The organism is Streptomyces venezuelae (genome assembly GCF_008642295.1).
Taxonomy (GTDB): Bacteria; Actinomycetota; Actinomycetes; order Streptomycetales; family Streptomycetaceae; genus Streptomyces; species Streptomyces venezuelae_C.
This window is the reverse complement of the sequence record NZ_CP029190.1, coordinates 3,101,896-3,127,477: the sequence shown is the minus strand read 5'-3', so window position 1 is coordinate 3,127,477 and position 25,582 is coordinate 3,101,896. Positions and strand designations below refer to the sequence as shown.

Here is a 25,582-nt window from a genome sequence, read left to right as displayed (position 1 = left end):
TCGTGCTGTCAGACCACGTGACCGTTTTCCATCTCGTACAGCCCGTGGAAGGCGGGGTCGCCCGGGTCGTCACCGACCTCGTCCGCGCCCAGACCGCCGCGGGCCTGCGCACCGTCGTCGCCTGCCCGCGCGGCGGGGTACTCGCCGAGGACGCCCGGGACGCCGGAGCCGAGGTACTCCCCTGGCGGGCCGGCCGGGCCCCCGGCCCCGGGCTCGCCGCCGAGGTCCTCGGCGCGGCCCGGCTCATCCGGCGGATCCGCCCCGATGTCCTGCACGCCCACAGCGCCAAGGCCGGCCTGGCCGGCCGGCTCGCCGTCCGCGGCACCCTGCCCACCGTCTTCCAGCCGCACGCCTGGTCCTTCGACGCGGTCGGCGGGACCACCGCCGCACTCGCCCTCAGATGGGAGCGGTTCGGGGCCCGTTGGGCCGACCGGGTGCTCTGTGTCAGCGAGGCCGAACGCCGTGCCGGGGAGTCCGCGGGCATCACCGCCGACTGGTCCGTCGTACACAACGGGGTGGACCTGGAACACTTCCGGCCCGGCGGCCCCGACCCCGGACAGGACAAGGCCGCCGCCCGTGCCGGACTGCCGCTGCCCGCCGCCCTCCGGGGCGACGGGCCGCTCGCCGTGTGCGTGGGCCGGCTCTGCCAGCAGAAGGGCCAGGACGTGCTGCTGCGCGCCTGGCGGGAGGTCCTCGGCACGGTCCCCGGCGCCCGCCTCGCCCTCGTCGGCGACGGCCCCGACGCCGAACGGCTCCGCCGAACGGCCCCACCCGGTGTGCTCTTTGCGGGTGCCGCCGCAGACATCCGCCCGTGGCTTCGGGCCGCCGATCTCGTTGTACTGCCGTCGCGCTGGGAAGGCATGGCGCTCGCCCCGCTCGAAGCCATGGCCTGTGGCCGGCCGGTCCTGGTCTCCGACGTCAGCGGGGCCCGGGAGAGCCTGCCGCCCGGCCAGGGACGCCACTGCCTGGTACCGCCGGAGCAGCCGACGGCCCTGGCCAAGGCCCTGGGCGCACTGCTCGCCGACCTGCCCCTGCTCGAAGAGCTGGGCCGGCAGGCGCAGCAGCACGCCCGGACCGACCTCGACGTGCGGCGGACCACGGACGCGGTCACGGGCCTGTACCACGAACTGCTGGGCAGGCCCGCTCCCGGGCTCCGCCGGGGGGACCCGCCCCCCGACGGAGCCGGGGACACCCCCAAGCCTTTGAACCAGGAGCGCAACAGCCGATGACGATGGACAGCGCACACGCACCGCACTCGGGGCGCGGCGGGACACAGCCCGCCACCGCCGTCCGCCGGTCGGTGACCGCCATCCACCCGCCGCGCGGGCCCCAGGCCGACCAGGCCCGCCCGGCCGTCCGGCCCCACCGGGTACGCCGCCACGACGGGGTGGCCCCGCTGCTCACCGCCGACGCACTGGCCGCCGTACTCACCGCCGCGGCGGTGACCGGACCGCTCCTCGCGGACCCCGGAGCGGCCGGCTCCGTCCAGGTGCTCCCCGTCCTCCAGGCCCTCCCGCTCCTGCTGGCCCTGCCCGCCGTCGCGCTGACCGCCCAGGCCGGGCTGTACCGGCCCCGGCTCGCGCCCTCCGCACTGCTCGAACTGCCCGCCCTGGCCGGGCGGGCGGCGGTGCTCTGGTGTTCCGCCGCGGCCGTGCTGGCCGCGGCCTGGGCCGAGGCCGTCCTCGGCTGGAGCGTGCTCCTCACCGCCGTCTGCCTGCAGACCGTACTGGCCTGCGCCGGGCGGGGGTTCGTCCACCGGCTGCGCCGCCGGCGGGCCGTCCACCGCCCCTCCTCCACCCTGGTGGTCGGCCCCGCCGCCGGGGCGGGCGCGGTGGCCGCCGCTCTGCACGGCCGCCCCGAGTACGGCCTGGCTCCGGTCGGCCTCGCCGAGACCGGGCCTTCCGACGGCGAGGCCGGCGGGGCCGGCGGAGCCGGCGGCGCGCTGCCCCGGCTCGCCACCCACGAGGACATCCGCCGCGCGGTCATCCAGAACGCGGTACGGCACGCGGTGTTCACCCGCCCGCCCGAGGCCGACGAACGCACCGCCTCCCTGGTCCGGCTCTTCCACGACCACGGCTGCCGGCTCTGGCTCGCCGACCCGGCCGGCACCGCCAAGATCACCGGCATGCGGGTGGCCCAGCCCGCCGACCAGCTGTGGGGCTACGCCGTGCAGCCGCTGCTGCCGCGCCCCGCACGGGCACCGGAGCGCCTGGTCAAGCGGGCCATCGACACCACCCTGGCCGCCCTCGCCCTGATCGCGGCGGCACCCGTGATGGGCCTGTGCGCCCTCGCCGTACGCCTGTCCGACGGACCAGGGGTGATCTTCCGTCAGGAACGGGTCGGCCTCTACGGGCGCCCCTTCACCCTGCTGAAGTTCCGCACCCTGCGCGCCGACGAGCACGAGTCCGCCACCCGCTGGACGGTGGCGGGCGACAACCGGATGAGCCCGGTCGGCTCCTTCCTGCGCAAGTCCTCGCTGGACGAGCTGCCGCAGCTGTGGAACGTGGTCCGCGGTGATATGAGCCTGGTCGGCCCGCGTCCCGAACGCCCGTTCTTCGTCGCGAAGTTCTCCTCCCTGCACCCGGGGTACGAGGCCCGCCACCGGATGCCGGTCGGCATCACCGGGCTGGCCCAGATCAACGGCCTGCGCGGGGACACCTCCATCGAGGACCGGGCCCGGTTCGACAACCACTACATCGACACCTGGTCGCTCTGGCAGGACCTGTGGATCCTGGCCCGCACCGCGGCCTCGTTCTTCCGCTTCCGGCTGGGGGGAAGTTGACCATGAGTTTTGCCGTACCGGGCAGAGCGCCCGGGGCCGGGCTGCCGGATCTCCGGGGCCTGCTGCACCGGCACTGGCCGCTGCTGCCGCTGGCCGCCACCGTGCTGCTGCTGGTCGCCCCGCTGCCGGCAGGTGACGCCACCGCATCCGGAAAGGTCACCCCGGCCGACGCCGCCTCGCTGCTGCTGGTCGCGGTCTGTGCGGTACGGGCCCTGCGCGGCGAGGTCAACCGGCTGAGCCCGCTGGGCGCGCTGGTCCTGGGACTGCCGGCGGTCGGCCTGGCGGTGGCCACGGTCACCGCCGGAGACCCGTACGCCGCCCTGCCCGGCTTCGTCCGCTACCTCCAGGTCTTCGTGCTGGTGCCGGCCGCGGTGGTGCTGCTGGTCCGGGACGCCCGTGAATTCCGGCTGGCCGCAGGCTGCTTCGTGGTGCTGGCACTGGTCCAGGGGGCGGTGGGCGTGTTCCAGTACGCCACCCACACCGGCGCCTCGTACCAGGGCGAGGACATCCGCGCCGTGGGCACCTTCGGCCCCGGCGACGTGATGGGCATGGCCACCGTGGTGGCGTACGGGCTGGTCATCGCCACGGCGCTGGCGCTCGCACCGGGCACCCGGCAGCGGACCCGCCGGGCCGCCGCCGCGGCGGCCCTGCTGCTGGTCGTCCCGCTGGTGCTGTCCTTCAGCCGCGGTGCCTGGATCGCGACCTTCGGCGCGGCTCTGGTGGTGATGGTGCTGGCCGGGATCCGGCGGGCCCTGAAGGTGCTGGCCGCACTGACGGCCGCCGGGGTGGTGCTGGTCGGCGGCTTCGGCGTCGGCTCGGAGATGATGGCGGAGCGGCTCACCTCCATCACCCAGGTGTCCAGCGCCCCCGACCAGTCGGTCACCGACCGGTACACGATGTGGGCGGCGGCCTCCTCCATGTGGCAGGAGCGCCCCGCCGCCGGGGTCGGGCTGAAGGGCTTCCCGGCCCACCGGGACGGGCACTCCTCGCTGGGCCTGTCCTCCGGCAGCGACACCGCGGGCGCCGGCCAGGGCTATGTCCGCCAGCCGCTGCTCTCCCCCCACAACATGTACCTGCTGATCCTCAGCGAGCAGGGGCTGATCGGGCTGACCGCCCTGGCGGGCGGCTGGGCCGTGCTGCTGGTGGCGGGCATCCGGCGGGTGGCCGCCCCGGATCCGGCGGCCCGCCGGATCCGGGACTGCGGGCTGATCGCGATCGGCCTGTTCGTCTGGCAGACCACCGACTTCCTGTACGCCGACATCGGCGGCCCGTCGACCGTGCTGACCGGCGTGATCATCGGTCTGGCCGCGTGGTGGGCCCTGGGCGCGGCGCCCGGAGCCATGTCCCGGGCGGGTGCGGCCGGCCGGTGACGGATACCACGCCCTGGCGGCCCGCAGCCGCGGCGACCGACCTCGCCGCGGCTGCGGGCCGTCCGCCCCATCCCGCGCCGCACGGAGCCGGGGGCGCACCCCAGCCCCAGCCCCCGCACGCGTTGCCGGCCCGGGGCCCGGAGCCCGGCCCCGGCGGGACCGGGCACCCGTCCCCGGGCAGGTCCGGCTCCGCGTCCGGGTCCGCGACCCCGCCGCCGCCGGCGCCGGGCCGGGTTCCGGAGTTCGGTTCCGTACGGCCCGGCCCGGGCGGGGGCGGCTCTTCGCCGCACCCGTCGGTGCACCGGGCCGGGGCGTCCCACCAGGCCCAGCCCCCGCACCTGTCCCCGCACTCGTTGCCGGGCCGGGGCCAGGAGCCCGGCCCGGCCCGGTCCGGCCCCGGCGGGGCCGGGCACCGGTCCCCGGGGCTGCGCTCCGGGTCCGGAGCCGGGACGGCCTCGTCCCGGACGCCCGGGAGCGCCGGCCGGCCGACGCCGGACGCTCCCGGGTCCGCGGCTGCGGCTGCCGGGACCCGGTCCGGGCCGGTCGACGGCGCGGCGGAGCTCGCCGCCGCCGGAGCCGGGCGGATGGCCGGGCGGCAGGTGCCGGTGTTCGCCGGGCGGGCCCGCCCGGCCACCGCCGGGGTACCCGGCGGGCGGCTCCGGGTGGCCGGCCGGCCACCCGGTGCAGCAGCCCTCGGGCCGGACGGAACCCCCGCCGACGAGGGCGCGCCGGGCGGCCCCGGGCGCCCGGACGGCGGTCGCACCGGTTCCGGCGGGGACCCGCAGCGGGCCGCCCCGCTCGGCCGGTTCCTCGCCAAGGCCGCCGCGGTCACCGCCGGCCTGACCGCCGCCGGAGCCGTGCTGGGCCTGCTCCGGGACCAGACCATCGCGCACCTCTTCGGGGCCGGCCCCGACAGCGATGCCTTCCTGATCGCCTGGACCGTCCCCGAAATGGCCTCGACGCTGCTCATCGAGGACGCCATGGCCCTGCTGATGGTGCCCGCCTTCAGCCATGCCCTGGCCCGCCGGTCCGCGAGCCGGGCCGGGCTCACCCGCCGGGAAGCCCGCGCCCAGGACCCCGTACGGCTGCTGGTCGGAGCCACCCTGCCGCGGCTGCTGGTGTTCCTCGCCGCCGTCGCCTCCCTGATGATCGTCGCCGCCCCGCTGGTGGTGGCGGTGCTGGCGCCGGGCCTGCCCGATCCCGGACTGGCGGTGCAGTGCACCCGGCTGACCGCCCTGACCGTGCTCACCTTCGGTATCGCCGGGTACTTCAGCGCCGCCCTGCGCGCCCACCGCTCCTTCCTGCCCCCGGCCGCGATCTACGTCTCGTACAACGTCGGCATCATCGGGACCATGCTCGCCCTGCACCAGCTGTGGGGCGTGCGGGCCGCCGCCCTCGGGGTGGCCTGCGGCGGACTGCTGATGGTCCTGGTCCAACTTCCCGCGTACATCAGGAACGTGGGCTTCGGACCACGCCGTGCCAAGACCGCCAGCCGCGCCCAGCGCGACCGGGACCGGCCCACCCTGATCGCGTTCGGCATGATCGCCCCGGTCATCTTCTTCGCCGTGTTCCGGCAGTCGCAGGTCCTGGTCGAACGCTTCCTGGCCGCCTCCCTGCCGCCCGGCGCGATCTCGCACCTCAACTACGCGCAGAAGGTCGCGCAGATGCCGATGGTGCTCTCCCTGATGATCTGCACCGTCACTTTCCCCGTGGTCGCCCAGGCCATGGCCGGCGGCGAGCCGGAGAAGGCCCGGCGGCGGGTCGAGCAGGACCTCGCACTCGCCTCCCTCGCCGTCCTGATGGGCACCGCACTCGTCATCGGCTACGCCCCGCAGATCATCCAGGTGCTCTTCGAACGTGGCGCCTTCACCCACGAGGACACCCTCGCCACCGCCTCCGTCATGCGCGTCTACGGCGTCGGACTGCTCGGCCACTGCCTGGTCGGCGCCCTGTCCCGGCCCTTCTTCTCCGCCGCCCGCCCCACCTGGTTCCCCGCCCTCGCCATGGGCGCCGGGCTCCTCGTCAACATCGTCGCCGGGGCCTTCACCGCCGGCTGGTGGGGCACCTACGGGATCGCCGCCGCCAACGCCGCCGGCATCTCCACCACCGCCGTACTGCTGCTGACCGGCCTCGGCTCCCGGATCATCTCCATCGAGGTCCGCCGGGTCGCCATCAGCCTCGGCCGGCTCTCCGTCGCCGCCGCGGCGGCCTGCGGCACCGGCTGGCTGGCCGGGCCGATGATCCCCGACCCGCTGGTCAGCGTGGCCCTCGGCTGCCTGCTCATCCCCGCCATGTTCGCCGCCACCGGCATGGCCATACGGGCGCTCGAAGTGACCGCCCTGCCCGCCCAGATCGCCCAGCTCACCCAGAGGTTCCGTCATGTCCGCTGATACCGAGCCGGCCGCCCTCGCCGCCCCGGACCGGCCCGGCCGCCGCCCGGCGGCGCCCTGGGTCTTCATGTACCACTCCGTCGCCGAGTTCACCGACCCGGCCGAAGACCCGTACGGCATCACCGTCACCCCCACCGTCCTGGAGGCCCAGCTGCGCTGGCTGGAGAGCCGCCGGCTGCGCGGGGTGTCCGTCGGCGAGCTGCTCCGGGCCCGCGCGGCCGGCCGGGCCGCCGGACTGGTCGGACTGACCTTCGACGACGGCTACACCGACTTCCTCACGCACGCGCTGCCGCTGCTCCGGCGGTACGAGTTCACCGCGACCCTGTTCGTCCTGCCCGGACGGCTCGGCGTGGACAACGTGTGGGACCCGCTGGGCCCCCGCAAGTCCCTGCTGACCGCCGAAGGCATCCGGGCCGTCGCCGAGGCCGGCCAGGAGATCGGCTCGCACGGCCTGCTCCACCAGCACCTCAACACCTGCTCCGACGCCGTCCTCCAGCAGGAGCTGCGGGGCAGCCGCGAGCTGCTCCGCGAGCTGACCGGCACCCTCCCCGAGGGCTTCTGCTACCCCTACGGCACCATCGACCGCCGGGTCGTCGCCGCCACCCGGGCGGCCGGCTACGGCTACGCCTGCGCCATCGCCCCCGGCCGGCTGGCCGGCCCGCACGCTCTGCCCCGTACCCACATCAGCCAGGCCGACGGCCCCGGCCGGCTGCGCATCAAGCAGCTCCGCCACCGGGCGCAGGAGCTCCGGCGGGCGGTGCTCCGGTGAACGCATCGAACGCATCGAACGCGGTGAACACGGTGGATGCGGTGGACCGGGTCAAGGCGCTGCACATCATCACCGGGCTCGGCATCGGCGGCGCCGAGCAGCAGCTGCGGCTGCTGCTCCGTCACCTGCCGATGCAGTGCGACGTGCTGACCCTGACCAACCCCGGCCCGGTGGCCGAAGGGCTGCGCGCCGACGGGGTCCGGGTGGTGCACCTGGGCATGCGCGGCAACCGGGACCTGAAGGCGCTGCCCCGGCTGGTCCGGTTCATCCGGCGCGGCGAGTACGACCTGGTGCACACCCACCTCTACCGGGCCTGTGTCTACGGGCGGCTCGCGGCGCGGCTGGCCGGGGTCGGCGCCACCGTGGCCACCGAACACTCCCTGGGCGACGGCGAGATCGAGGGCCGTCCGCTGTCGGGCGGGGTCCGGGCGCTCTACCTGGCCAGCGAGCGGCTGGGCGCCGCGACCGTCGCCGTGTCGGACACGGTGGCCGCCCGGCTGAAGGCCTGGGGGGTGCCGCCCGCCCGGGTCCATGTCGTCCCCAACGGGATCGAAGCCGTCCGCTTCCGTTTCGATCCGGCGGTACGCCGGGCCGCCCGGGCCCGCACCGGGCTGCCCGAACGGGCCTTCGTGGCCGGCGGGGTGGGCCGGCTGGTACCCGGCAAGCGGTTCGACGTACTGATCCGGGCGGTGGCCGCACTCCCCGGCGCCCGCCTGCTGCTGGTCGGGGACGGACCCGAGCGTTCCGCGCTGCGCCGGCTGGCCGCCGAGCTCGGTGCACAGAGCCGTATCCACCTGCTGGGGGAGCGCGATCCGCTGGGCGACAGCGCCGACGGCCGAACCCCGGGAATCCCGGCGCTGCTGGCCGCCATGGACGTGTTCGTCTCCCCGTCCCGGGAGGAGGCCTTCGGGCTGGCGGTGGTCGAGGCGCTGGCCGCCGGGCTGCCCGTCCTCCATGTCACCTGCCCGGCGATCGACGACCTGCCGGCGGCACAGGCGCCCGGCGCGCGCCGGATCGGCACCGGCACGGAGGAGCTGATCGCGGCCCTGCGCGGCCACATGGAAGCCGGCGCCACCCGGCTGCCGCCGCCTCCGGTGGTCCGCCGCTACGACATCGCCCACAGCGCGGAACAACTCCTGAAGGTCTACGCCCACGCCCTGGGCTCGGCCCCGGCCGGCCCGGCTCTTCCGGCCCCGGCGCCCGAGCGGGCCGATTCCAACCGCACCTGCCCGAACCCCTCCACGAGGAAGTGAACACGTACATGGCCGACACCTCCGACCAGAAGAAGGCCGAGCCCGGAACCGAGTCCGGTCCCGGCACCCGGGCCGAGCGGCGCTCCGCCCGGGGCGACGCGAAGCCGCGCAGAGGCCGCGGCCGGCGGCTGCTGTCGCCGCCCGCCTGGTGGCCGCTGCCCGCCTGCGCCCTGCTCGGGCTCGCGGCCGGCGGCGCGTACGGGGTGCTCAAGGCGCCCGAGTACGCCGCCACCAGCTATGTGGTGGCCGTCCCCGACGAGACCACCGAACCCGCCACCGCCCTCGGCTTCGCCCAGGCCTACGCCCGTATCGCCACCAGCTCCGCCACCCTCGCCTACGCCCAGCCGCGGGCCGGCCTCACCGCGCAGCGGCTGCGCACCCAGGTGCGGGCCGAGACCTCCCCCGAGTCGCCGATGATCGCCATCACCGGCACCTCGAAGAGTCCCGCCCAGGCCGCCGACATCGCCAACGCGGTCGCCGACGCGCTCTCCCTCAGCAGCAACCAGGCCGCCAAGAACACCGGTGTCCAGCTGCTGCTGTTCAACCAGGCCGTCGCGCCCACCGACCCCGCCTCTCCGTCCGCCCCGATCAGCGGTGCCGTCGGGCTGTGCGCGGGCGGCCTGGCCGGCGGGCTGTGGCTGCTGGCCCGGCCCGGCCGCCGCCGGACCGAAGCCGGGACCGAAGCCGGGACCGGAGCGGGGACCGGAGCCGGGAACACCGATACCCCGCAGCAGGAAACCGCCGAGGTGTACGTGGCTTCGCTGCCCGCCCAGGGCGAGGGCAACGACGCCGTGGCCGGCCCGGTGAAGGAGAAGGAGCCCGCGCGATGAGCAGGGCAGCCGCCCTCGGGCCCCTGACGGTGTCGCTGTGCCGCGACCCCCGCCAGTTCGCGGCACTGGAACAGCCCTGGAACCGGCTGGTCCGCGCCTGCCCGACCGCCACCCCCTTCCAGAGCCACGCCTGGCTGCACTCCTGGTGGCTGTCCTACGGCCGGGACGGGCGACTGCGCACCGTGCTGGTCCGGCGCGACGGCGAGCTGGTGGGCGCCGCCGCGCTGATGCTCGTACACCGGCCGATGCCGCTGCTGGTCCCGCTCGGCGGTGGAATCACCGACTACTTCGACGTCCTGGTGGACGCGGAGCACGCCGACGCCGTCCTGCCCGCGCTGGCCCAGGGGCTGCACCGGGCCGCCCGGGGCGCGGTGGTGGACCTGCGGGAGGTCCGGCCGGGGGCCGCGGCCGAAAGCCTGTACGGGATGTGGCCCGGCGCGCGCAGCAGGCTGACCGATTCGGCCTGTATGGAACTGCCCGTGCTGCCCTTCGACGAACTGGTCAAGCGGATGCCCACGGCGGGCGCCCAGCGGGTCCGGGCCAAGCTGCGGAAGGTGGACGCGTCCGGGATCGAGGAGCACGAGGTCACCGAGCACGAGGTGCCGCGCGCGGTCCGTTCCCTGCTGCGGCTGCACGAGAAGCAGTGGCGCGGGCGCGGGGTGACCCCGGAGCACCTCAGGCCGCGGTTTGCCGAGCACCTGACCCGCGCCACCCGGCGGATGGTGCGCAGCGGCCACGGCCGGCTCACCGAGTTCCGGCTGGACGGGAAGGTGGTCGCCGCCAATGTGACCCTGCTGTCCTCGGGGCTGAGCGGCGGCTACCTCTACGGGGCCGATCCCGAGCTGCGGGCGAGGAAGGTGGACGTGGCCACGCTGCTGCTGCGGCACGAGGCGCGGCGGGCGCTGGCGGACGGCCGGGAGGTGGTGAGCTTCCTGCGCGGAACCGAGCCGTACAAGAACCACTGGCGGCCGGAGGTGGTGGTCAATCAGCGGCTGCTGCTGGCCACGGCCCCGCTCGCGCCCCTGCTGCGACTGCACGAGTCGCAGCTGGCGGGACGCGAGCGGGCGGTCTGCGCGCTGCGGGAGGCCCTGCCGGCCGCCCGGGACTGGCGGGCCCGGCTGAACGACCTCCGGGTGCGGTGACGGTGAGGCTAGAAGGGCCAGCGCCAGTCCAGCTTCACGCAGACGGACTGGTTGCCGACGAGCTGGTTGAGCCACTCGCCGAAGTTGAGCGGCAGGCACCACTCCTCACTGTTCAGCGGCGGGGCCGGGGGCGTGGGCGGTGCGGTGGGCGTGGGCACGACCGGACTCGGCAGGGGCACCGGCTGGACCGGGCTCGGAGCGACCGGAGTCGGGGCGACCGGGCTCGGGGTCGGGGTCGGGAGCTCGGGTTCGGGGGTCGGGGTGACCGGCGAGGGCGTGGGTGTGGGCGTCGGAGCGGGGACTTCGGGACTCGGGACGACCACAACGGGCGGCTGGGTCGGGACCTGCGGAGTCGGGACCTCGGGGGTGGGCACGACGGGCGTGGGCACGACCGGGGTGGGCACGACCGGAGTCGGGATCACCGGGGTCGGGACCACCGGCGTGGGGACCACCGGCGTCGGGATCGGGCCCGGACGGACCGCCATCAGCTCGTGGAACACCCGCGTGGACCGCGGGTTGGCCTTGCACTGCCACACGCCGTGCGGGCAGTAGTCGGTGATGGTGTGGTAGAGCGGCTTCTGCTGCTCGATCCACTGGAGCATGCGCCGGATGTACTCCGGGTTGTCCCCGTTCCGGAACAGCCCCCACTCGGGGTACGAGACCGGCTTCCCGTGCGCCTTCGCGAAGTCGACCTGGTGCTGGAGCCCGTACGGCTGGGTGATGTGGTCGTCGAACGTACGGCCGGGCCCCTGGTCGTACGAGTCCATGCCGATGATGTCGACCACGTCGTCACCGGGGTAGCAGCGGGTCCAGGGGATCGCGTCCGTACCGCGGTTCGGGTTGAAGTCGAACCGGAACTCCTGGCCCGGTACCGCACGCATCGCCGTGACGATCCGCCGCCAGTACACCTTCCAGTTCGCCGGGTCCGGCGCGCACCGGTGGGTGTACGTGGTGCCGTTCATCTCCCAGCCCAGCACGATCACCGTGTCCGGCACGCCCAGCTCGACCAGCCGTTCGGCCAGCTTGGTGAAGTGCCGGTCGAACTGTCCCGAGGCGCCGGCCCGGATCAGCCGGGACACCTGCCAGTCGGCCACTCCGGCCTCGTTGCGTTCCTGCATGGGCACGTTGAGGACGAACATCCGGTCCGGGTCGGCCAGCCGCCAGGCCGCCCAGTCCTCGAGGAAGTCGGGGGAGCCCTCGATGTTCGACCAGCGGTCTCCGGGCAGATAGGTGTGCCCGACCCGGATCTCCCGGCCGCCCAGCCAGTACGACAGGCTCCGGATCCGGGCCACCCCGGCCGGCCCGTAGTCGAGATACGCACCCATGGCGATGCCGGAATCCGCGGGCTCGTCCTCCTCCGGTGCCGCGAGCGCGGCGCCGGTGGCGAGCAGCCCGGCCGTGACGGTGCCGATGCAGGCGCTCGCCAGTCTGCGGCGTGGTCCGGGCATGGCGCCTCCAGGGCTTCCTCAATCGGTGTGCTTACCAAAGACGTTAGGCATCACATCCGATGAATGGCCTGTCCGATGGCCGCCCGGTAGGCCATTCGCATCTGGGCACACCTCCCGCTTGGTCCGACTAGGTGAAAGACACCGTTCCCATGCACGCGTTCGCGACTCATGACCCCGCCGTTCTGCTCAGGCTCGACCGGAATCCCTTTCATCACGGCACCCTCGGCGCCGCCCGGTCCCTCGGCCGCCGCGGCGTGGAGGTCCACGCGATCGTGGCGGACGGGGGAGGCCCGCTGGCCCGTTCCCGGTACCTGCACACGGCCCATGCCGGACCGTCAGGTCCGGACGGGCTGCCGGACTGCCTGTCCGGGGTCTCCGAGCGGCTCGGACGCCCGGCGGTGCTGATCGCCATGGACGATCTGAGCGCCATCGCGGTGTCCCGGCTCGCGCCCCGGCTCGACGGCCGGTTCCGGATCCCCCATCAGCCCGGCGGCCTGCCCGAGCGGGTGGCGGACAAGGCGGAGCTCGCCCGGCTCTGCGCCCGCTGGGAGATCCCGCACCCGGAGACGGTGGTCCCGCAGAGCGGTGCGGAGGCCGCGGAGGCCGCCTGGCGGCTCGGACTGCCGGTGGTGGCGAAGTGGAGCCGGCCCTGGCTGCTGCCGGCCGGCTGTGGGCTGCGCAGCACCACCCTGGTGCACACCGCCGCCGAGGCGCGGCGGCTGTACGAGCGCTCGGCGGTGGCGGGCAGCAGGCTGCTGCTCCAGCGGTTCCTGCCGGCCGGCCCGGACACCGACTGGTTCTTCCACGGCTGTTTCACCCGGGGCGGCCGTCCGCTGCTCGCCGGGTCCGGCCGCAAGGAGCTCTCCTGGCCGGTGCGTACGGGGCTCACGGCGGTCGGCCGCTGGCTGCCGGACCCGGCGGTGGAGGAGGCGGGCCTGCGGCTCGCCGAACGCCTGCGCTACCAGGGCATCCTGGACCTCGACTTCCGCCGGGACGAGGACGGCTGCTTCCGGCTGGTGGACTTCAACCCGCGCCCGGGCGCCCAGTTCAGGCTGTTCACCGACCCCTCCGGACTGGACGTGGTGCAGGCCATGTACCTCGACCTCACCGGCCAGTCCGCGCCGGAGCCCACGGGCGCGCCCGGCCGGGTCTTCGTGGCGGAGAACTACGCGCTGCTGGCCTCGCTGCGGGGCGGACGGCTGCCGCGCCGACCGTCGGGCGGGGGTGTCGAGGCCGCCTGGTTCGCGGCCGACGACCTGATGCCGTTCCTGGCGATGATCACCGCCTTCCTGGGGCGCGGGGTACGGAAGGGGGCGCGCAGGCTGCGGACCGCGCTGCACTGGTTCCCCGTGCGCGGCCGGCGCACGGCGCGCGCGGTGGCCCGTACGCCCCGTCAACGCGCCCGTGAACTCCCTGCCCAGACCGCCCCGTCGGCCCCCTCGGCTCCCTCGGCTCCCTCGGAGCCGGACGAACTGGTAGCGCGCTAGGACCCGTCGGTCCGGCCGGGCGCGTGGGGTGTGTCCGGTCGCGTCCGGTCGCCGGGGGCTGCCCCCGTGCGGTCGGGTGCGTCCGGCGATCGTGCTGACGCGGTGTCACCCGCACGAGCGATCCGGGGCCGCAGCGGAGTGAACGGCGTGTCCGCACGGAAGGGGAAGAGACGTGAAGCGGATGGACGATCTCGTGGTGGTCGGCGCGGGGCCGTACGGGCTGTCGATCGCGGCCCACGCCGCCGCGGCCGGGCTGCGCGTCCGGGTGCTGGGCCGCCCCATGGCCTCCTGGCGCGACCACATGCCCGCCGGCATGTACCTGAAATCGGAGCCGTGGTCCTCGAACCTGTCCGCGCCGGGCGGGCGCTACACCCTGGCCGAGTACTGCGCCACCCGGGGGATCGCGGCCGAGCACGGCAACCCGCTGCCGATCGGGACCTTCAGCGCGTACGGGCTGTGGTTCGCCGGGCAGGCCGGGCCGGAGGTCGAGGAGCGCACGGTCACCGCCGTGACCCCGTACGGGGCCGGGTTCCGGATCGGCACGGAGGACGGGCCGCCGCTGTTCGGCCGGGCCGTGGTGATCGCCGTCGGGGTGCTGCCCTTCGCGCACCGGCCCGCCGTGCTGCGGGGGCTGCCGCCCGGCCACTGCTCGCACAGCAGCGACCATCGCGACCTCGGCCGGTTCGCCGGACAGGACGTGGCGGTGCTCGGGGCCGGCCAGGCGGCCATGGAGACGGCCGCCCTGCTCGCCGAGCAGGGGGCCCGGCCCGTCCTGATCGCCCGGCGCCACCGGCTCAACTGGAACACCGTGCCGCAGCCGCTGGAACGCCCGCTGCTGCGGGCCCTGCGCAACCCGCACAGCGGGCTCGGGACCGGCTGGCGCAGCTGGGTCTGGTCGGAGCTGCCGTGGGCGGTGCGCAGACTGCCCGGCCCGACCCGGGAGCGGATCGCGGAAACCGCGCTAGGCCCGGCGGGAGCCTGGTGGCTGCGGGAGCGCTTCGAACGGCAGGTGCCGGTCCTGCTGGGGCACGGTCTGCGGCGGGCCGCCCCGGTGGGCGGCCGGACCCGGCTGGATCTGACCACCGCGGCGGGCGAGCCGCTCGTCCTGGAGGTCGGGCACGTCATCGCGGCGACCGGCTTCACCGCGGACCTCGGCCGGCTGGACCTGCTGGACGCGGGGCTGCGCACGGCCCTGCGGACGGTCGGGACGGCCGGCCGGACCCCCGAGCTGACGCCCTGGTTCGAGTCCTCCTACCCGGGGCTGTTCTTCGCGGGACTGCTCACGGCTCCCTCATTCGGCCCTTCCATGCGATTTGTGCACGGTGCGGGCTTCGCTGCGGGGAAACTGGTAGCAGGAGTCCGCAGGCGTCTCGGCGCCCGGGTCCCGCTGCCGGGCTCGGCCCGGCGGCGGGCGGTGGACGACCAGGACGACCTGTCCACGGTGCAGCGGTGAGAGGGGTCCGTGATGAGCCGGGAGCGAGCACAGGGGCGCGGCTGGGTGCGCATTCCCGCCAGCCGTGTGGAACAGCCGGCCGGCCCGGCTCCCACGATCTACCTGGCTCTGGTCAAGCGCTGGCGGGAGGCCGGACGCACCCTTCCGGGGCATCCTGACGAGGAGTGGGAGCGGCTGGTCTCCCAGCCGTGCTGGCCCGGCCCTTAGGTGGTGTGTCCCATGGCGGAGCAGGAGGGTCAGGGACCGGGCACGGGACGGGGGACCGGCCGGGGCCGGGAGCGGGGCGCCATGACCGGCCCGGGCGAGCGGCTCGCCCTCAACGGCATGGGCAGCTTCGAATGGGACCTGAACGCCGGCACCCTCGATCTCGACCCGGCCGGGATGGTGGTCTTCGACCTCAGCCCGGGGGAGTTCGACGGCACCCCGGAGGGTCTCGGCCTGCGCATTCCGCCGGAGGACTCGGTGCGGCTCAACGAGGTGGTGCAGCACGCGATGGACGCGGGCGGGCAGACCTACGGCTCGTACTTCACCGTGCGCCGGCGCAACGGCACCGAGCAGTGGACCCACACCCAGGGCCGGATCCTGCGGGACCGGGACGGTGCGCCCCGGCGGATCGTCGGGGTGGTCCGCGACGCGACCGCCGAGCTGGCCCACTCCGAGCTGCTGCGCAAGCTGGAGGCGGCCCGGGCCAAGCAGACCACGATCGTGCAGCGGACCACGGAGGCGCTGTCCCGCGCGGTGACCGTCGACGATGTCACGGCCGTGCTGACCGGGGCCGGGGCGCTGGAGCGGCTGGGCGCGGACGGGCTGGCGCTGGGCCTGGTGGAGAACGGCGCCATCAAGATCATCGCGTTGAGCGGGGAATCGCTGGAGATCCTCAACGAGCGGCGGTTCACCCGGCTCGACGGGGACCTGCCGCTGGCCAAGGCCGTGGTCACGCGGAAGGCCCGGTTCGTCACCTCGCTGGCCGAGCTGGCCGGGGAGTTCCCGCACATCGAGCAGTACCTGCGGGCCATCGCCTTCGACGCAGCCGCCTACCTGCCGCTGATCGCGCAGGCCAAGGCGATCGGCGGGCTGGTGCTCTTCTACCGGCAGCGCAGCGAGTTCAGCCCGGAGGAGCGGAACCTGACCCTGGGCCTGGCCGGCATCGTCGCGCAGTCCCTCCAGCGGGCCCTGCTCTTCGACCAGGAACGCGAGTTCGCCACCGGACTGCAGGCGGCCATGCTGCCGCGCCGGATCCCCGACATCACCGGCGGGGAGATCGCGGTCCGGTATCACTCCGCGTGGAGCGGGCGGGAGGTCGGCGGGGACTGGTACGACGTGATCGCGCTGCCCCGGGACCGGGTGGGGATCGTGGTGGGCGACGTACAGGGGCACGACACCCACGCCGCGGCGATCATGGGCCAGCTGCGGATCGCGCTGCGCGCCTACGCGGGGGAGGGGCACCCGCCCTCCACGGTCCTGGCCCGGGCCTCCCGGTTCCTGGCGGAGCTCGACACGGAACGTTTCGCCACCTGTACGTACGCCCAGGTGGACCTGGAGACGGGCGGGGTGCGCGCGGTCCGCGCGGGTCATCTCGGGCCGCTGATCCGCCATACGGACGGCCGCACCGGCTGGCCGAACCTGCGCGGCGGCCTGCCGCTCGGCCTCGCCTCCGCCTTCGCGCAGGAGGAGTTCCCGGAGACCCGGCTGGACCTGGTGCCGGGCGAGACGCTGGTGCTGTGCACGGACGGGCTGGTGGAGGAACCGGGCACGGCCATCACGGCGGGCATGGAGGCCCTGGCCCATGCGGTCCGCAGCGGCCCCCAGGAGGCCGGCGCGCTCGCCGACCACCTCTCGGACCGGCTGTGGGAGCGCTGGGGTTCGGGCGACGACGTGGCCCTGCTGGTGCTGCGCCGCGCCCCCGACCCGGGCACCCACCGGGCCCCGCGGATCCACCAGTACGTCCACCAGGCCGACCCGGAGGGCCTCTCCGAGGCCCGGTACGCGCTGCGCCAGGCGCTGCGGGACTGGGGGATGCCGGCGCTGGCCGACGATGTGGAGCTGGCCGCCGGCGAACTGCTGGTCAACGCCCTGCTGCACACGGACGGCGGGGCCGTGCTGACCATGGAAGTACTGCCGGAACCGGTCCGCAAGGTCCGGCTGTGGGTCAAGGACCGCTCCAGCGTGTGGCCGCGTCGGCGCAGCCCGGGCGAGGCGGCGACCACCGGCCGCGGGCTGCTGCTGGTGGACGCGCTGGCTTCGCACTGGGGCGTGGAGTCCCGCGGCGACGGCAAGGCCGTCTGGTGCGAGTTCGACGCCCCCGCGGAATCCTGACCGGCTGGGCCGGGCCCGGCTCGGCCGGGCCCGGCCCGGGGATGCCGCGACCGTGTGACGGCGGGTGGCCGGACGGGTGCGCCGGGTTGTGGGATGGCGGAGTCGGGGTGACCATCGCCGCATGAGACGGATTCGGCCATGAGGCGGGCCACGGGCGGCAGCCCGGCCGCCCTGCTCGCGCTGGTGGTGGGGGTGCTGCTGCTGGTCGGCGGGCCGGCGGCCATCGGCTGGGCGACCGACCGCCCGGAGCCGGACACGGACCCGTCCTGCCGCACGGTGGCCTTCATGTCGATGGTCGGCCTGGAGCCGGACTGCCGGTAGCGGCGGCTACCGGCCCGGCTCCCCGGACCCGGCCCTCGGCGCCCGGCCGGACACCTCCTAGTGGCGTTCCACCAGCTCGATGTCCCGGCGGTCCTCCGCCACGTACGAGACGTGCGGGATCAGGCCGCCGCTCGGCCGCACCGACTGGAGCCGGACCTCGGCCCCGGCGCCGCCCGGGTGGACGTCCGGGGTCATCCGGAGCGAGCCCGTCGCGGACCACTTGCGCTGTTCGCCGTCGCAGATCGCCTCCCCGCCGCCGAAGCCCAGCCGGGTCCCGTCCTGGACGAGCGTCGCCGAGATCTGAACCGCCCCAGAGAGTGACGGGGCCGTGCAGCGGTAGGTCCCGAAAAGGGTGACGTTTCCGTCCTTCGAGATATGCCCGTACGGCTGTACGGAAATGTCATTACCGAATGCGCCCGCACTCGCCGGCGCCGCGAAAGCAGTGGCCGCCGCCAGCACGGAGACCGCTGCCACGGCCAGTCGGGGGGTGGAAATTCGCATGAATCCTCCGGGATGTTCCAGTGGGTGTTCCAGTGGATGAACCGGCAGTGGTAAACCGCCGGAACGAATTGTGCTGGCAGCGGCCCGGCAACTCACCCGGCGCGCTCGTGTCGTTGTGTGCAATTGCCCGCTCGGCCGCGTGAGACTGGCCGCAATACGTCCCCCCGAAGGGATCCACATGCGCCACACCGCCGTCCCGGCCTGCCTCGCCCTCCTCCCCCTCCTGCTGCTGGGCAGCTCGGCCTGCAGCACCCCCGAGGGGGCCACCCTCGCCCCCGCCGCCGCCCCCGCCGTCCCGGTGGACGACAACGCGCCCGGTACCGACGAGGAGCTCCCGGCGGGCGCCCCCCGCTCCACCGCCAAGGACGCCCATGTCGGAGAGGCGGTGATGGTGCGCGGCCGGCAGGTCGGCCGCCACCTCCAGGCGGTGCTGAACGCCTATGTGGACCCGGCGGTCAGCGTGGACAAGGGGTTCGCCCCGCCCGCCGGCAAGCGCTGGGTCGGCGCCGACATGTCCTTCGTCAACGTGGGCGGCGCGACGTACGGGTCACTCGGGAGCATGTGGGCGCTCGACAGCGCGGGAGGGCGCCACCCCGCCGTCGCCACCGGCGAGCTCACCACCGGCAAACCGCTCGTCTTCGATTCCCTCTCGGTCGGCGACCGGCGCGAAGGCTGGGTGGTGTTCGAAGTCCCGGAAAACGCGGCCATTGTGCGGCTCCAGTACCAGGACGCGAACACCCAGACGAATTCCGGAGAAGGATTCTGGGGGATCTAGCCCGCGCGGGTGAAGGCCCGCGAAAGGGTCAGGGGAAAGACCACTAGGGTGCGGCGCATGACTTCAACTCACGCAGAAATCGACCGGTCCCACCTCGGCACCCTTTCGGTGCTGGCGTGGATCGGCGACCCCGCGGACGGCCACGACATCCCGTACCTCCTCGCCTATTCCCTCGGCGACGGCCCGGGAGGCCCGGAAAAGGGCGAGGAAGCCGCCCGCGCGCTGCTGGAGGAGATCGGGCTGCCGATCGGCGACGTGGTGCTCGACGGAACCCTCAAGCCCTCGACGTTCCCGGTCCAGGTGCTGCTCGCGGGCAACCAGGTCGCCCTCACCCTCCCCGGCCTCAACGCCCGGTGCGTGGCCCCGCCGGAGTGGGTGGCGGCTGCCGAGGACAGCGAGCAGGTGTACTTCCTCTTCGGTACCCGCGCCTGGCCCGAGGCCGTCCCGGGCCGGCCGGTGACCGCCGAGATGCTCCAGGCGTACGCGGGCGACGAGGCCGTCCTCACCGGCAGCGCCCACTGCGTGCTGCGTGTGATGCGGATGCAGCGGTAGCACCGCCCGCGGCACCCGTCACAGGGCCGCCGGCCGCCGGGCTCCCAGCCTGCCCGGTGGCCGGCTCCTGCGTTCGTACGCTGACAGGCGTGCCCGTACGCGCTCAGGGCCCGTACGCGCTCGGTTCCGGTACGCGCTCAGTGCTCGAACGCGAATCTCAGCGAGCGGACCCGGTTGTCGAAGTTCGAACCGGCCAGGTCCGGCAGCCCCACCGCCCGCAGCCCGCGCGGCCGGGTCAGCAACTCCCGGAACAGCGCCTTCATCTCCACCCGGGCCAGGTGCGCCCCCAGGCAGAAGTGCGGACCGCCGCCGCCGAACCCCAGGTGGGGGTTGGGGGAGCGGGTGATGTCGAAGGCGTCCGGGTCGGGGAAGACCGCCTCGTCCCGGTTGGCGGAGGCGTAGTACAGCACCACCTTGTCGCCCGGCCGGAACAGGTGCCCGCCCAGGGTGTGTTCGGCGGTCACCGTACGCCGGAACTGGATGATCGGCGTCGAGTGCCGGATCATCTCGTCGACCGCGCCGTCCGCGTACCCCTCGAAGTCGGAGAGCAGCAGCTCCCGTTGGTCCGGGTGGTCGGTGAGCAGGCTCAGCCCGTGCGTGATGGCGTTCCTGGTGGTCTCCACCCCCGCCACCATCAGCAGCGAGAAGAACGCGCCGAGCTGCCGCGCGCCGAGCGCCTGCCCGTCGACGTCCGCGCACACCAGTGCGGAGATCAGATCGTCCGACGGATTGCGCCGCCGCTCCCGCCCGATGCCCGCCACCATCCGCTGCATCCGGGCCAGCGCCCGCAGCCCCCGGCCGGGAATCCGCAGCCGGTCGGCGAGGCCGCGCTCGACGCCGATGTTCTCGGAGGCGTGGTTGACCCGGTCGGCGATCTCCGGCCGGTAGTGCTCGGGGATCCCCATCATGTTGCAGATGACCTCCAGCGGCAGCCGGGAGGCGACGGCCTCGACGAACTCCTCGGGCCGCCGGTCCAGTACGTCGTCCACGATCCGGGCCGCCACCGCGTGGATGTCGGCCTCGGCGGCGGCCAGCAGCCGGGGCGTGAAGGCCCGCTGGACGATCTTCCGCAGGCGGGCGTGGTCGGCGCCGTCCAAGTTCACCATCGAGTCCCCGAACAGCGCCCGCACCCAGCGGGCCGGCTCCGGGGTGGTCACCCCGGGGGCGCTTGCGAACACCTTCGGGTTCCGGCTCGCCTCCTGTACGTCGGCGTGCCGGACCAGCGCCCAGTGGCCCCGGCCGCGCCCCTCGGCGAAGTACCGCGGGCCGTCCAGGGCCCGCAGCCGGGCGAAGGCGGCCAGCCGGGCGGCCGGCGGCTGCTGCCAGAACGCCGGGTCCGCGAGGTCCTGCTGCTGCGCCGGGACCGCCGGGTTCGTCGTCATGGGCACACGCCTCTCTCTGTCACCGGCGTCGTCACCGGCTGCGTGGCCGGCTGTGTTGCCGGGCCCGCGGTTCTCACGCTCCAGAACGCGTCCGCCGGGCCAGGGTTACGCCCACCGCGACGGTCACGGAGGCCACCAGCCCGGCCCACAGCACGGCGTACGTCCCGGTCCAGGCGCAGGCCAGCACCGCCACCGCGGCCACCGGCAGCACCAGCTGCTCGGCGGTGTCCCGTTTGAAGTGCCGGGAATGCAGCAGCCACACGAACGCCAGGTACACGGCGGCGGGCACGGTCACCGCCAGGTTGGCGGCGACCGTGGAGACATGGGCCTTGCCCACCGCCTGCTCGACCGCCACCTCGATCCCGGCACCGATCGCGGCGGCCGACGCGAAGATCACGAAGTGGCCGTACCCCCAGGGGATGGCCTCCCGGTTGCCGGCCAGCCGGTGGTGCACGGGCACCGCGAAGTAGATCCACCAGGCCGCGAAGACCAGCAGCAGCCCGCCCCCGGCGATCGGCAGCAGCAGGTCCAGTGCCTCGTGCTCGTCCAGCGCGGACTGCACGGCGACCGTGGCCGCGGCGATCGTCTCGCCGAGCACGATGATGGTGAAGAGGCCGTACCGCTCGGCGATGTGGTGCGGGTGCCACGGCGTCTGATGACCCCGCTCGGCGATCACCGGCACCAGCAGCTCGGCCGCCACCAGCACCGGGAACAGCCACCGCTTGCTGCCCTCCGGCGCCCACAGCAGGGCGATCCAGCCCAGCTGGCAGACCACCAGCCCGGCCGCGTAGAGGTGGGCGGAATGCCGGGCCGGGCCGGTCTCCCCGGAGGCGGCGCGCAGCCACTGGGCGGTCAGTGCCACCCGCATCACCACGTAGCCGAGGACGGCGACGGTCCAGTCGTTGTCGTTGAAGGCCCGCGGGATCCCGGCCGAGTACACGAGCACACCGGCGATCTGCACCAGGGTCGCGATCCGGTAGGGCACGTCGTCGATGTCGTAGGCCGAGGCGAACCAGGTGAAGTTCATCCACGCCCACCACACCCCGAAGAACACGAACAGGTAGCCCGTGATCCCGGCCGCCACATGGTGCTCGGCGAGGGCGTGCACCAGCTGCCGGCCGGCCTGCGCCACCGCGACCACGAAGCACAGGTCGAAGAACAGCTCCAGGGGGGTCGCGGTCCGATGGGCCTCTTCCCGGCTCCGGGCGGTCATCCGTACGTACGCCATACCGCCCAGCACAGCAGCGTCGGGGCGGCTGCCCTGCGAGGCGCGCGGCCGAGCGCGCCGACACCGCCCGCATGCCCCGGGCGGACCCCCGGCCACCGACGAAGGCACCGGTCCTGGAACGGTCCACCCATAGGGCAGATATAACGGGCTGAACCGGTACATAACGCCTAGCGTGGTGCTGTGTCCGAGCCCACTGAAACCGTCGACAGCGCGCCGCCTCCGCCGGAGGCGGCGCCCCCGCAGAACCCGCCGGGCGAAGGGCAGAGCGTCACCGCGCGCGCCACGCTGGCCGGGGCCGTCGTCTCCCTCCTGCTCATCCTCGCGATCGTGCTGGGCAGCCGGTTCCTGCGCGACTTCGACTCGGCCCTGCTGCCCTATGCCGTCGCCACCGTCTTCCTGGCCTTCGGCGTCGCCTACCGCTACACCGTGTGGGTGTCCGCGCCCGGCGCGCGGCGGCTCTTCCACAAGGGCTTCGGCAGTTTCTTCTCAGCGGAGAACTTCAAGAAGGCCCCCACTGCCCTGCCGAGGATGATCGCCACCTATCTCGGCTTCCAGACCTTCCTCGGTGCCCGCTCCCGCTCCCGCTGGATCGCCCACCAGCTGATCTTCTGGGGCTGCCTGCTGGCCGCCGTCATCACCTTCCCGCTGACCTGGGGCTGGTTCACCTTCACCGCCGACTCCGGCTCCGGACCCGGCTACGACATGCGGATCTGGGGTTTCAAGGTCCTCGGCTTCGACTCCCTGAACATCGTCGGCTGGCTGATGTTCCACGGCCTGGACGTTGCCGCCGTCCTGGTCATCCCCGGCGCCTGCTACTTCCTGTGGCGCCGGATGAAGGACCGCGGTGCCATCACCGGCCAGCGCTTCGCCTACGACCTGCTCCCGCTGATCTGCCTGATCGTCATCTCCGTGACCGGTCTGCTCCTCACCTTCTCGTCGATCTTCCTGCGGGGCGGCGGCTACGAGTTCCTGGCCGTCCTGCACATGGTCTCGGTGGTCTTCACCCTGATCTACCTCCCCTTCGGCAAGTTCTTCCACATCGTCCAGCGGCCGGCCGCGGTCGGTATGCAGCTCTTCAAGTACTCCGCCCGGCAGGACGAGCAGATCTTCACCTGCAAGCGCTGCGGCGAACCCGTGGACACCGCCCCGTACGTGGAGAACCTGCGCGGCACCATGCGCGACCTGAAGCTCGACTTCGACTCCTGGGCCGAGTACTGCCCCCGCTGCAAACGGGTCCTGCGCGGCAGTGCGTACCTCACCCACGTCAAGAAGGGCTTCAAGTGACGCAGCAGCCCGTCCCGCTGGACCCCTCGATCGCCCCGCCCGGCACCCGCAGCTTCCGCGATGCCGGCGGCATCCCGGCCGACCGGTGGCACGCCGACCAGAACGGCGAAACCCTGGTCCCCACCCACTGCTGCTTCTGCGGGGTGCAGTGCGGCATGTACCTGCGGGTGGACCGCGGGGGCAAGGTCTTCGGCGTGGAACCGCGCAACCACGACATCAACCGGATGCGCCTGTGCCCCAAGGGCATCAACGCCTACCAGCAGGTCAACCACCCCGACCGGCTCACCTCCCCGCTGCTCCGCCACTCCCGGGACGAACAGTTCCGCGAGGTCTCCTGGGACGAGGCCCTCGACTTCACTGTCTCCGAGATCCGGCGCATCCAGGCCGCCCACGGCAACGACGCCTTCGGACTCCTCGGCGGCGCCAGCCTGTTCTCCGAGAAGACCTACCTGGTCGGCAAGTTCGCCCGGGTGGCCCTGAAGACGAAACACGTCGACTACAACGGCCGGCTCTGCATGGTCAGCGCAGCCGGGGCCAACAAGCTCGCCTTCGGCATCGACCGGGCCGGCAACCCGTTCTCCGACATCCTCCTCTCCGACTGCCTTCTCATCGCCGGGTCCAACGTGGGGGAGTGCTTCCCCGTGATGACCCAGTACCTGTGGGGAGCCCGGGACCGGGGCGCCACCCTGATCGTGGTCGACCCGCGGGAGACCGCCATCGCCCGCACCGCCGACATCCATGTCGCCCTCAAGCCCGGCACCGACTCCGCCTTCTTCAACTCCGTCCTCCATGTGGTCGTCCAAGAGGAACTCGACGACGAGGCCTTCCTCGGGGCCCACACCACCGGCTGGGAGGAGGTCCGCGAGGCCGTCGCCGGCTACCCGCCGGAACGGGCCGCCGAGATCTGCGGCATCCCCGCCGAGCAGATCGTCCAGGTCGCCCGCACCTTCGCCGGCGCCGACAGGGCCATGGCCTGGCACGCCCGCGGCATCGAACACCACTCCCAGGGCGTGGAGAACTGCCTCTCGGTGATCAACCTGTGTGTGGCCACCGGCCACATCGGCAAACCGGGTGCCGGCTACGGCACCATCACCGGCCAGGGCAACGGCCAGGGCGGTCGCGAACACGGCCAGAAATCCGACCTGCTGCCCGGCGGCCGTTCCATCACCAACCCCGAACACCGACGGCAGATCTGCCAAATCTGGGGCATCGACGAGGCCGAACTGCCCACCGCCGGAACCTCGATGATGGAAATGGTCTGGCAGATGCAGCGGAAGGAGATCCGCGGCCTGATCGGCATCTGCAACAACCCCTTCGTCTCCCTCCCCAACTACGAGGTGGTGAAGGAGGGCTACGACACCGCAGAATTCCACGCACAGTTCGACTTCTTCCTCTCCGAGACCGCGGCCAATGCCCATGTGGTCTTCCCCGTCACCACCTGGGCCGAGGACGAGGGCGTGATGGCCAACGCCGAAGCGCGGGTGGTCAAGCACAACAAGGCCCAGGAACCCCCGGCCGGGGTGCGCACCGACACCTGGGTGCTCTGCGAACTCGCCAAACGCCTCGGCGCGGGCGACAAGTTCGACTTCGCCGGCTCCCGCGAGGTGTTCGAGGAGCTCCGCATCGCCTCCGCCGGCACGGTCAACGACTACTACGGCATCACCTACGACCGGCTGGAGGAGACCGGCGGCATCGCCTGGCCGTGCCCGGCCACGGACCACCCCGGCACCCCCCGGCTGTTCGAGGACGGCCGCACCTACCACCCCGACGGCAAGATCCATATGCAGGTCGTGGAGTGGCACCCGCCCATGGACCCCTACTCCGATGAATTCCCCCTCTCCCTCACCACCGGCCGCACCGTCGCGCACTTCCTCTCCGGCAACCAGACCCGCCGGCTGGGCGCCCTGGTCGAGCAGACCCCCCGACCCTGGGTCGAGGTCCACCCCTCCCACGGTTTCCGCGACGGCGACCCGGTCCGGGTGGTCACCCGCCGCGGCAGCGAGGTCTTCCCCGCCCTGGTCACCGAGGCCATCCGCCCCGACACCGTGTTCGTGCCCTACCACTGGCCCGTCCCGACGGCCGCCAACGCCCTGACCGTCGACGCCCTCGACCCCCGCTCCAAGATCCCCGAGTACAAGGTCTGCGCTGCCCGGATCGAGGCCGCCGAACGCATCGACGAGGTGCCCGTGCCCCTCACCCCGCCCGGCCGCGAGGCCTACCCGGAAACCCAGGTCTCCCGCACCGATCCGCTGCCGCCCACGGCCCCGCAGGGCCGCGGCACGGCCGAGAGGAGCTGAGT

21 protein-coding genes are annotated in these 25,582 nt (G+C 73.8%); 17 read left to right on the top strand and 4 right to left on the bottom strand.

What is annotated here, in order from left to right:
• Window positions 1-17: 17 nt before the first annotated feature.
• The 8 genes from DEJ50_RS13575 to DEJ50_RS13540 are packed head-to-tail and all read left to right on the top strand — an operon-like array spanning window position 18 to window position 10,536.
• Window positions 18-1,229 carry a glycosyltransferase gene (locus DEJ50_RS13575; protein WP_223837741.1) on the top strand — a complete coding sequence of 404 codons (1,212 nt, stop codon included), beginning with the start codon at window positions 18-20 and terminating at the stop codon, window positions 1,227-1,229.
• The gene (locus DEJ50_RS13570; protein ID WP_150208226.1) at window positions 1,226-2,782 is read left to right on the top strand and encodes an exopolysaccharide biosynthesis polyprenyl glycosylphosphotransferase; all 1,557 of its coding nucleotides are present in this window, start codon (window positions 1,226-1,228) and stop codon (window positions 2,780-2,782) included. Before DEJ50_RS13575 ends, DEJ50_RS13570 begins: the two co-directional genes overlap by 4 nt.
• Window positions 2,783-2,784: 2 nt before the next feature.
• Complete coding sequence (locus DEJ50_RS13565) at window positions 2,785-4,152, top strand: O-antigen ligase family protein (RefSeq protein WP_150208224.1); 1,368 nt, start codon at window positions 2,785-2,787, stop codon at window positions 4,150-4,152.
• Window positions 4,149-6,542, top strand: a complete 2,394-nt coding sequence (gene murJ, locus DEJ50_RS34650) for a murein biosynthesis integral membrane protein MurJ (protein WP_223837740.1) — start codon at window positions 4,149-4,151, stop codon at window positions 6,540-6,542. The genes DEJ50_RS13565 and murJ overlap by 4 nt, the downstream gene beginning before the upstream one ends.
• Window positions 6,532-7,311 carry a polysaccharide deacetylase family protein gene (locus tag DEJ50_RS13555; RefSeq protein WP_150208223.1) on the top strand — a complete coding sequence of 260 codons (780 nt, stop codon included), beginning with the start codon at window positions 6,532-6,534 and terminating at the stop codon, window positions 7,309-7,311. The genes murJ and DEJ50_RS13555 overlap by 11 nt, the downstream gene beginning before the upstream one ends.
• Complete coding sequence (locus DEJ50_RS13550) at window positions 7,308-8,564, top strand: glycosyltransferase (protein WP_223837739.1); 1,257 nt, start codon at window positions 7,308-7,310, stop codon at window positions 8,562-8,564. The genes DEJ50_RS13555 and DEJ50_RS13550 overlap by 4 nt, the downstream gene beginning before the upstream one ends.
• Before the next feature lie 8 nt (window positions 8,565-8,572).
• Window positions 8,573-9,394 (top strand): lipopolysaccharide biosynthesis protein, encoded by an 822-nt coding sequence (locus tag DEJ50_RS13545; RefSeq protein ID WP_150208221.1) that lies wholly within the window; start codon window positions 8,573-8,575, stop codon window positions 9,392-9,394.
• Window positions 9,391-10,536 carry a GNAT family N-acetyltransferase gene (locus DEJ50_RS13540; protein ID WP_150208219.1) on the top strand — a complete coding sequence of 382 codons (1,146 nt, stop codon included), beginning with the start codon at window positions 9,391-9,393 and terminating at the stop codon, window positions 10,534-10,536. The genes DEJ50_RS13545 and DEJ50_RS13540 overlap by 4 nt, the downstream gene beginning before the upstream one ends.
• An 8-nt stretch (window positions 10,537-10,544) precedes the next feature.
• On the opposite strand, the gene DEJ50_RS13535 is transcribed toward DEJ50_RS13540, so the two are convergent.
• Window positions 10,545-11,984 carry a glycoside hydrolase family 26 protein gene (locus DEJ50_RS13535; protein WP_150208218.1) on the bottom strand — a complete coding sequence of 480 codons (1,440 nt, stop codon included), beginning with the start codon at window positions 11,982-11,984 and terminating at the stop codon, window positions 10,545-10,547.
• A gap of 149 nt (window positions 11,985-12,133) precedes the next feature.
• Between DEJ50_RS13535 and DEJ50_RS13530 the strand changes: the two genes are divergently transcribed.
• The 5 genes from DEJ50_RS13530 (at window position 12,134) to DEJ50_RS13510 (ending at window position 17,561) form a co-directional block, all read left to right on the top strand.
• A complete protein-coding gene (locus DEJ50_RS13530) occupies window positions 12,134-13,471 on the top strand; it encodes an ATP-grasp domain-containing protein (protein ID WP_150208216.1) in 1,338 nt (445 codons plus the stop codon).
• Window positions 13,472-13,652: 181 nt separating this feature from the next.
• A complete protein-coding gene (locus DEJ50_RS13525) occupies window positions 13,653-14,924 on the top strand; it encodes an NAD(P)-binding domain-containing protein (RefSeq protein WP_150212107.1) in 1,272 nt (423 codons plus the stop codon).
• A gap of 12 nt (window positions 14,925-14,936) precedes the next feature.
• Window positions 14,937-15,131 (top strand): hypothetical protein, encoded by a 195-nt coding sequence (locus DEJ50_RS13520; protein WP_150208214.1) that lies wholly within the window; start codon window positions 14,937-14,939, stop codon window positions 15,129-15,131.
• A gap of 12 nt (window positions 15,132-15,143) precedes the next feature.
• Complete coding sequence (locus tag DEJ50_RS13515; protein ID WP_150208213.1) at window positions 15,144-17,240, top strand: SpoIIE family protein phosphatase; 2,097 nt, start codon at window positions 15,144-15,146, stop codon at window positions 17,238-17,240.
• Between the two features lie 138 nt (window positions 17,241-17,378).
• On the top strand, window positions 17,379-17,561 hold the full coding sequence (locus tag DEJ50_RS13510; RefSeq protein ID WP_150208211.1) for a hypothetical protein: 183 nt from the start codon (window positions 17,379-17,381) through the stop codon (window positions 17,559-17,561).
• A 57-nt stretch (window positions 17,562-17,618) separates the two neighbouring features.
• Here DEJ50_RS13510 and DEJ50_RS13505 read toward each other — a convergent pair whose 3' ends face one another.
• Entirely contained in the window at window positions 17,619-18,062 is a 444-nt protein-coding gene (locus tag DEJ50_RS13505) for a DUF6299 family protein (RefSeq protein ID WP_150208210.1), read from the bottom strand.
• A gap of 178 nt (window positions 18,063-18,240) precedes the next feature.
• Between DEJ50_RS13505 and DEJ50_RS13500 the strand changes: the two genes are divergently transcribed.
• Complete coding sequence (locus DEJ50_RS13500; RefSeq protein WP_150208208.1) at window positions 18,241-18,837, top strand: DUF4352 domain-containing protein; 597 nt, start codon at window positions 18,241-18,243, stop codon at window positions 18,835-18,837.
• A gap of 57 nt (window positions 18,838-18,894) precedes the next feature.
• A complete protein-coding gene (locus DEJ50_RS13495) occupies window positions 18,895-19,389 on the top strand; it encodes a DUF5949 family protein (protein ID WP_150208206.1) in 495 nt (164 codons plus the stop codon).
• 137 nt (window positions 19,390-19,526) lie between these two features.
• On the opposite strand, the gene DEJ50_RS13490 is transcribed toward DEJ50_RS13495, so the two are convergent.
• Window positions 19,527-20,771, bottom strand: coding sequence for a cytochrome P450 (locus DEJ50_RS13490; RefSeq protein ID WP_150208205.1), 1,245 nt, complete (start codon window positions 20,769-20,771; stop codon window positions 19,527-19,529).
• Between the two features lie 73 nt (window positions 20,772-20,844).
• Window positions 20,845-21,999: a low temperature requirement protein A gene (locus DEJ50_RS13485; protein WP_150208203.1), complete on the bottom strand. Its 1,155-nt coding sequence runs from the start codon at window positions 21,997-21,999 to the stop codon at window positions 20,845-20,847.
• Window positions 22,000-22,179: 180 nt separating this feature from the next.
• Between DEJ50_RS13485 and DEJ50_RS13480 the strand changes: the two genes are divergently transcribed.
• Window positions 22,180-23,283: an MFS transporter gene (locus DEJ50_RS13480; protein WP_150208201.1), complete on the top strand. Its 1,104-nt coding sequence runs from the start codon at window positions 22,180-22,182 to the stop codon at window positions 23,281-23,283.
• The gene (locus DEJ50_RS13475) at window positions 23,280-25,580 is read left to right on the top strand and encodes a molybdopterin oxidoreductase family protein (protein ID WP_150208200.1); all 2,301 of its coding nucleotides are present in this window, start codon (window positions 23,280-23,282) and stop codon (window positions 25,578-25,580) included. Before DEJ50_RS13480 ends, DEJ50_RS13475 begins: the two co-directional genes overlap by 4 nt.
• Window positions 25,581-25,582: the final 2 nt, after the last annotated feature.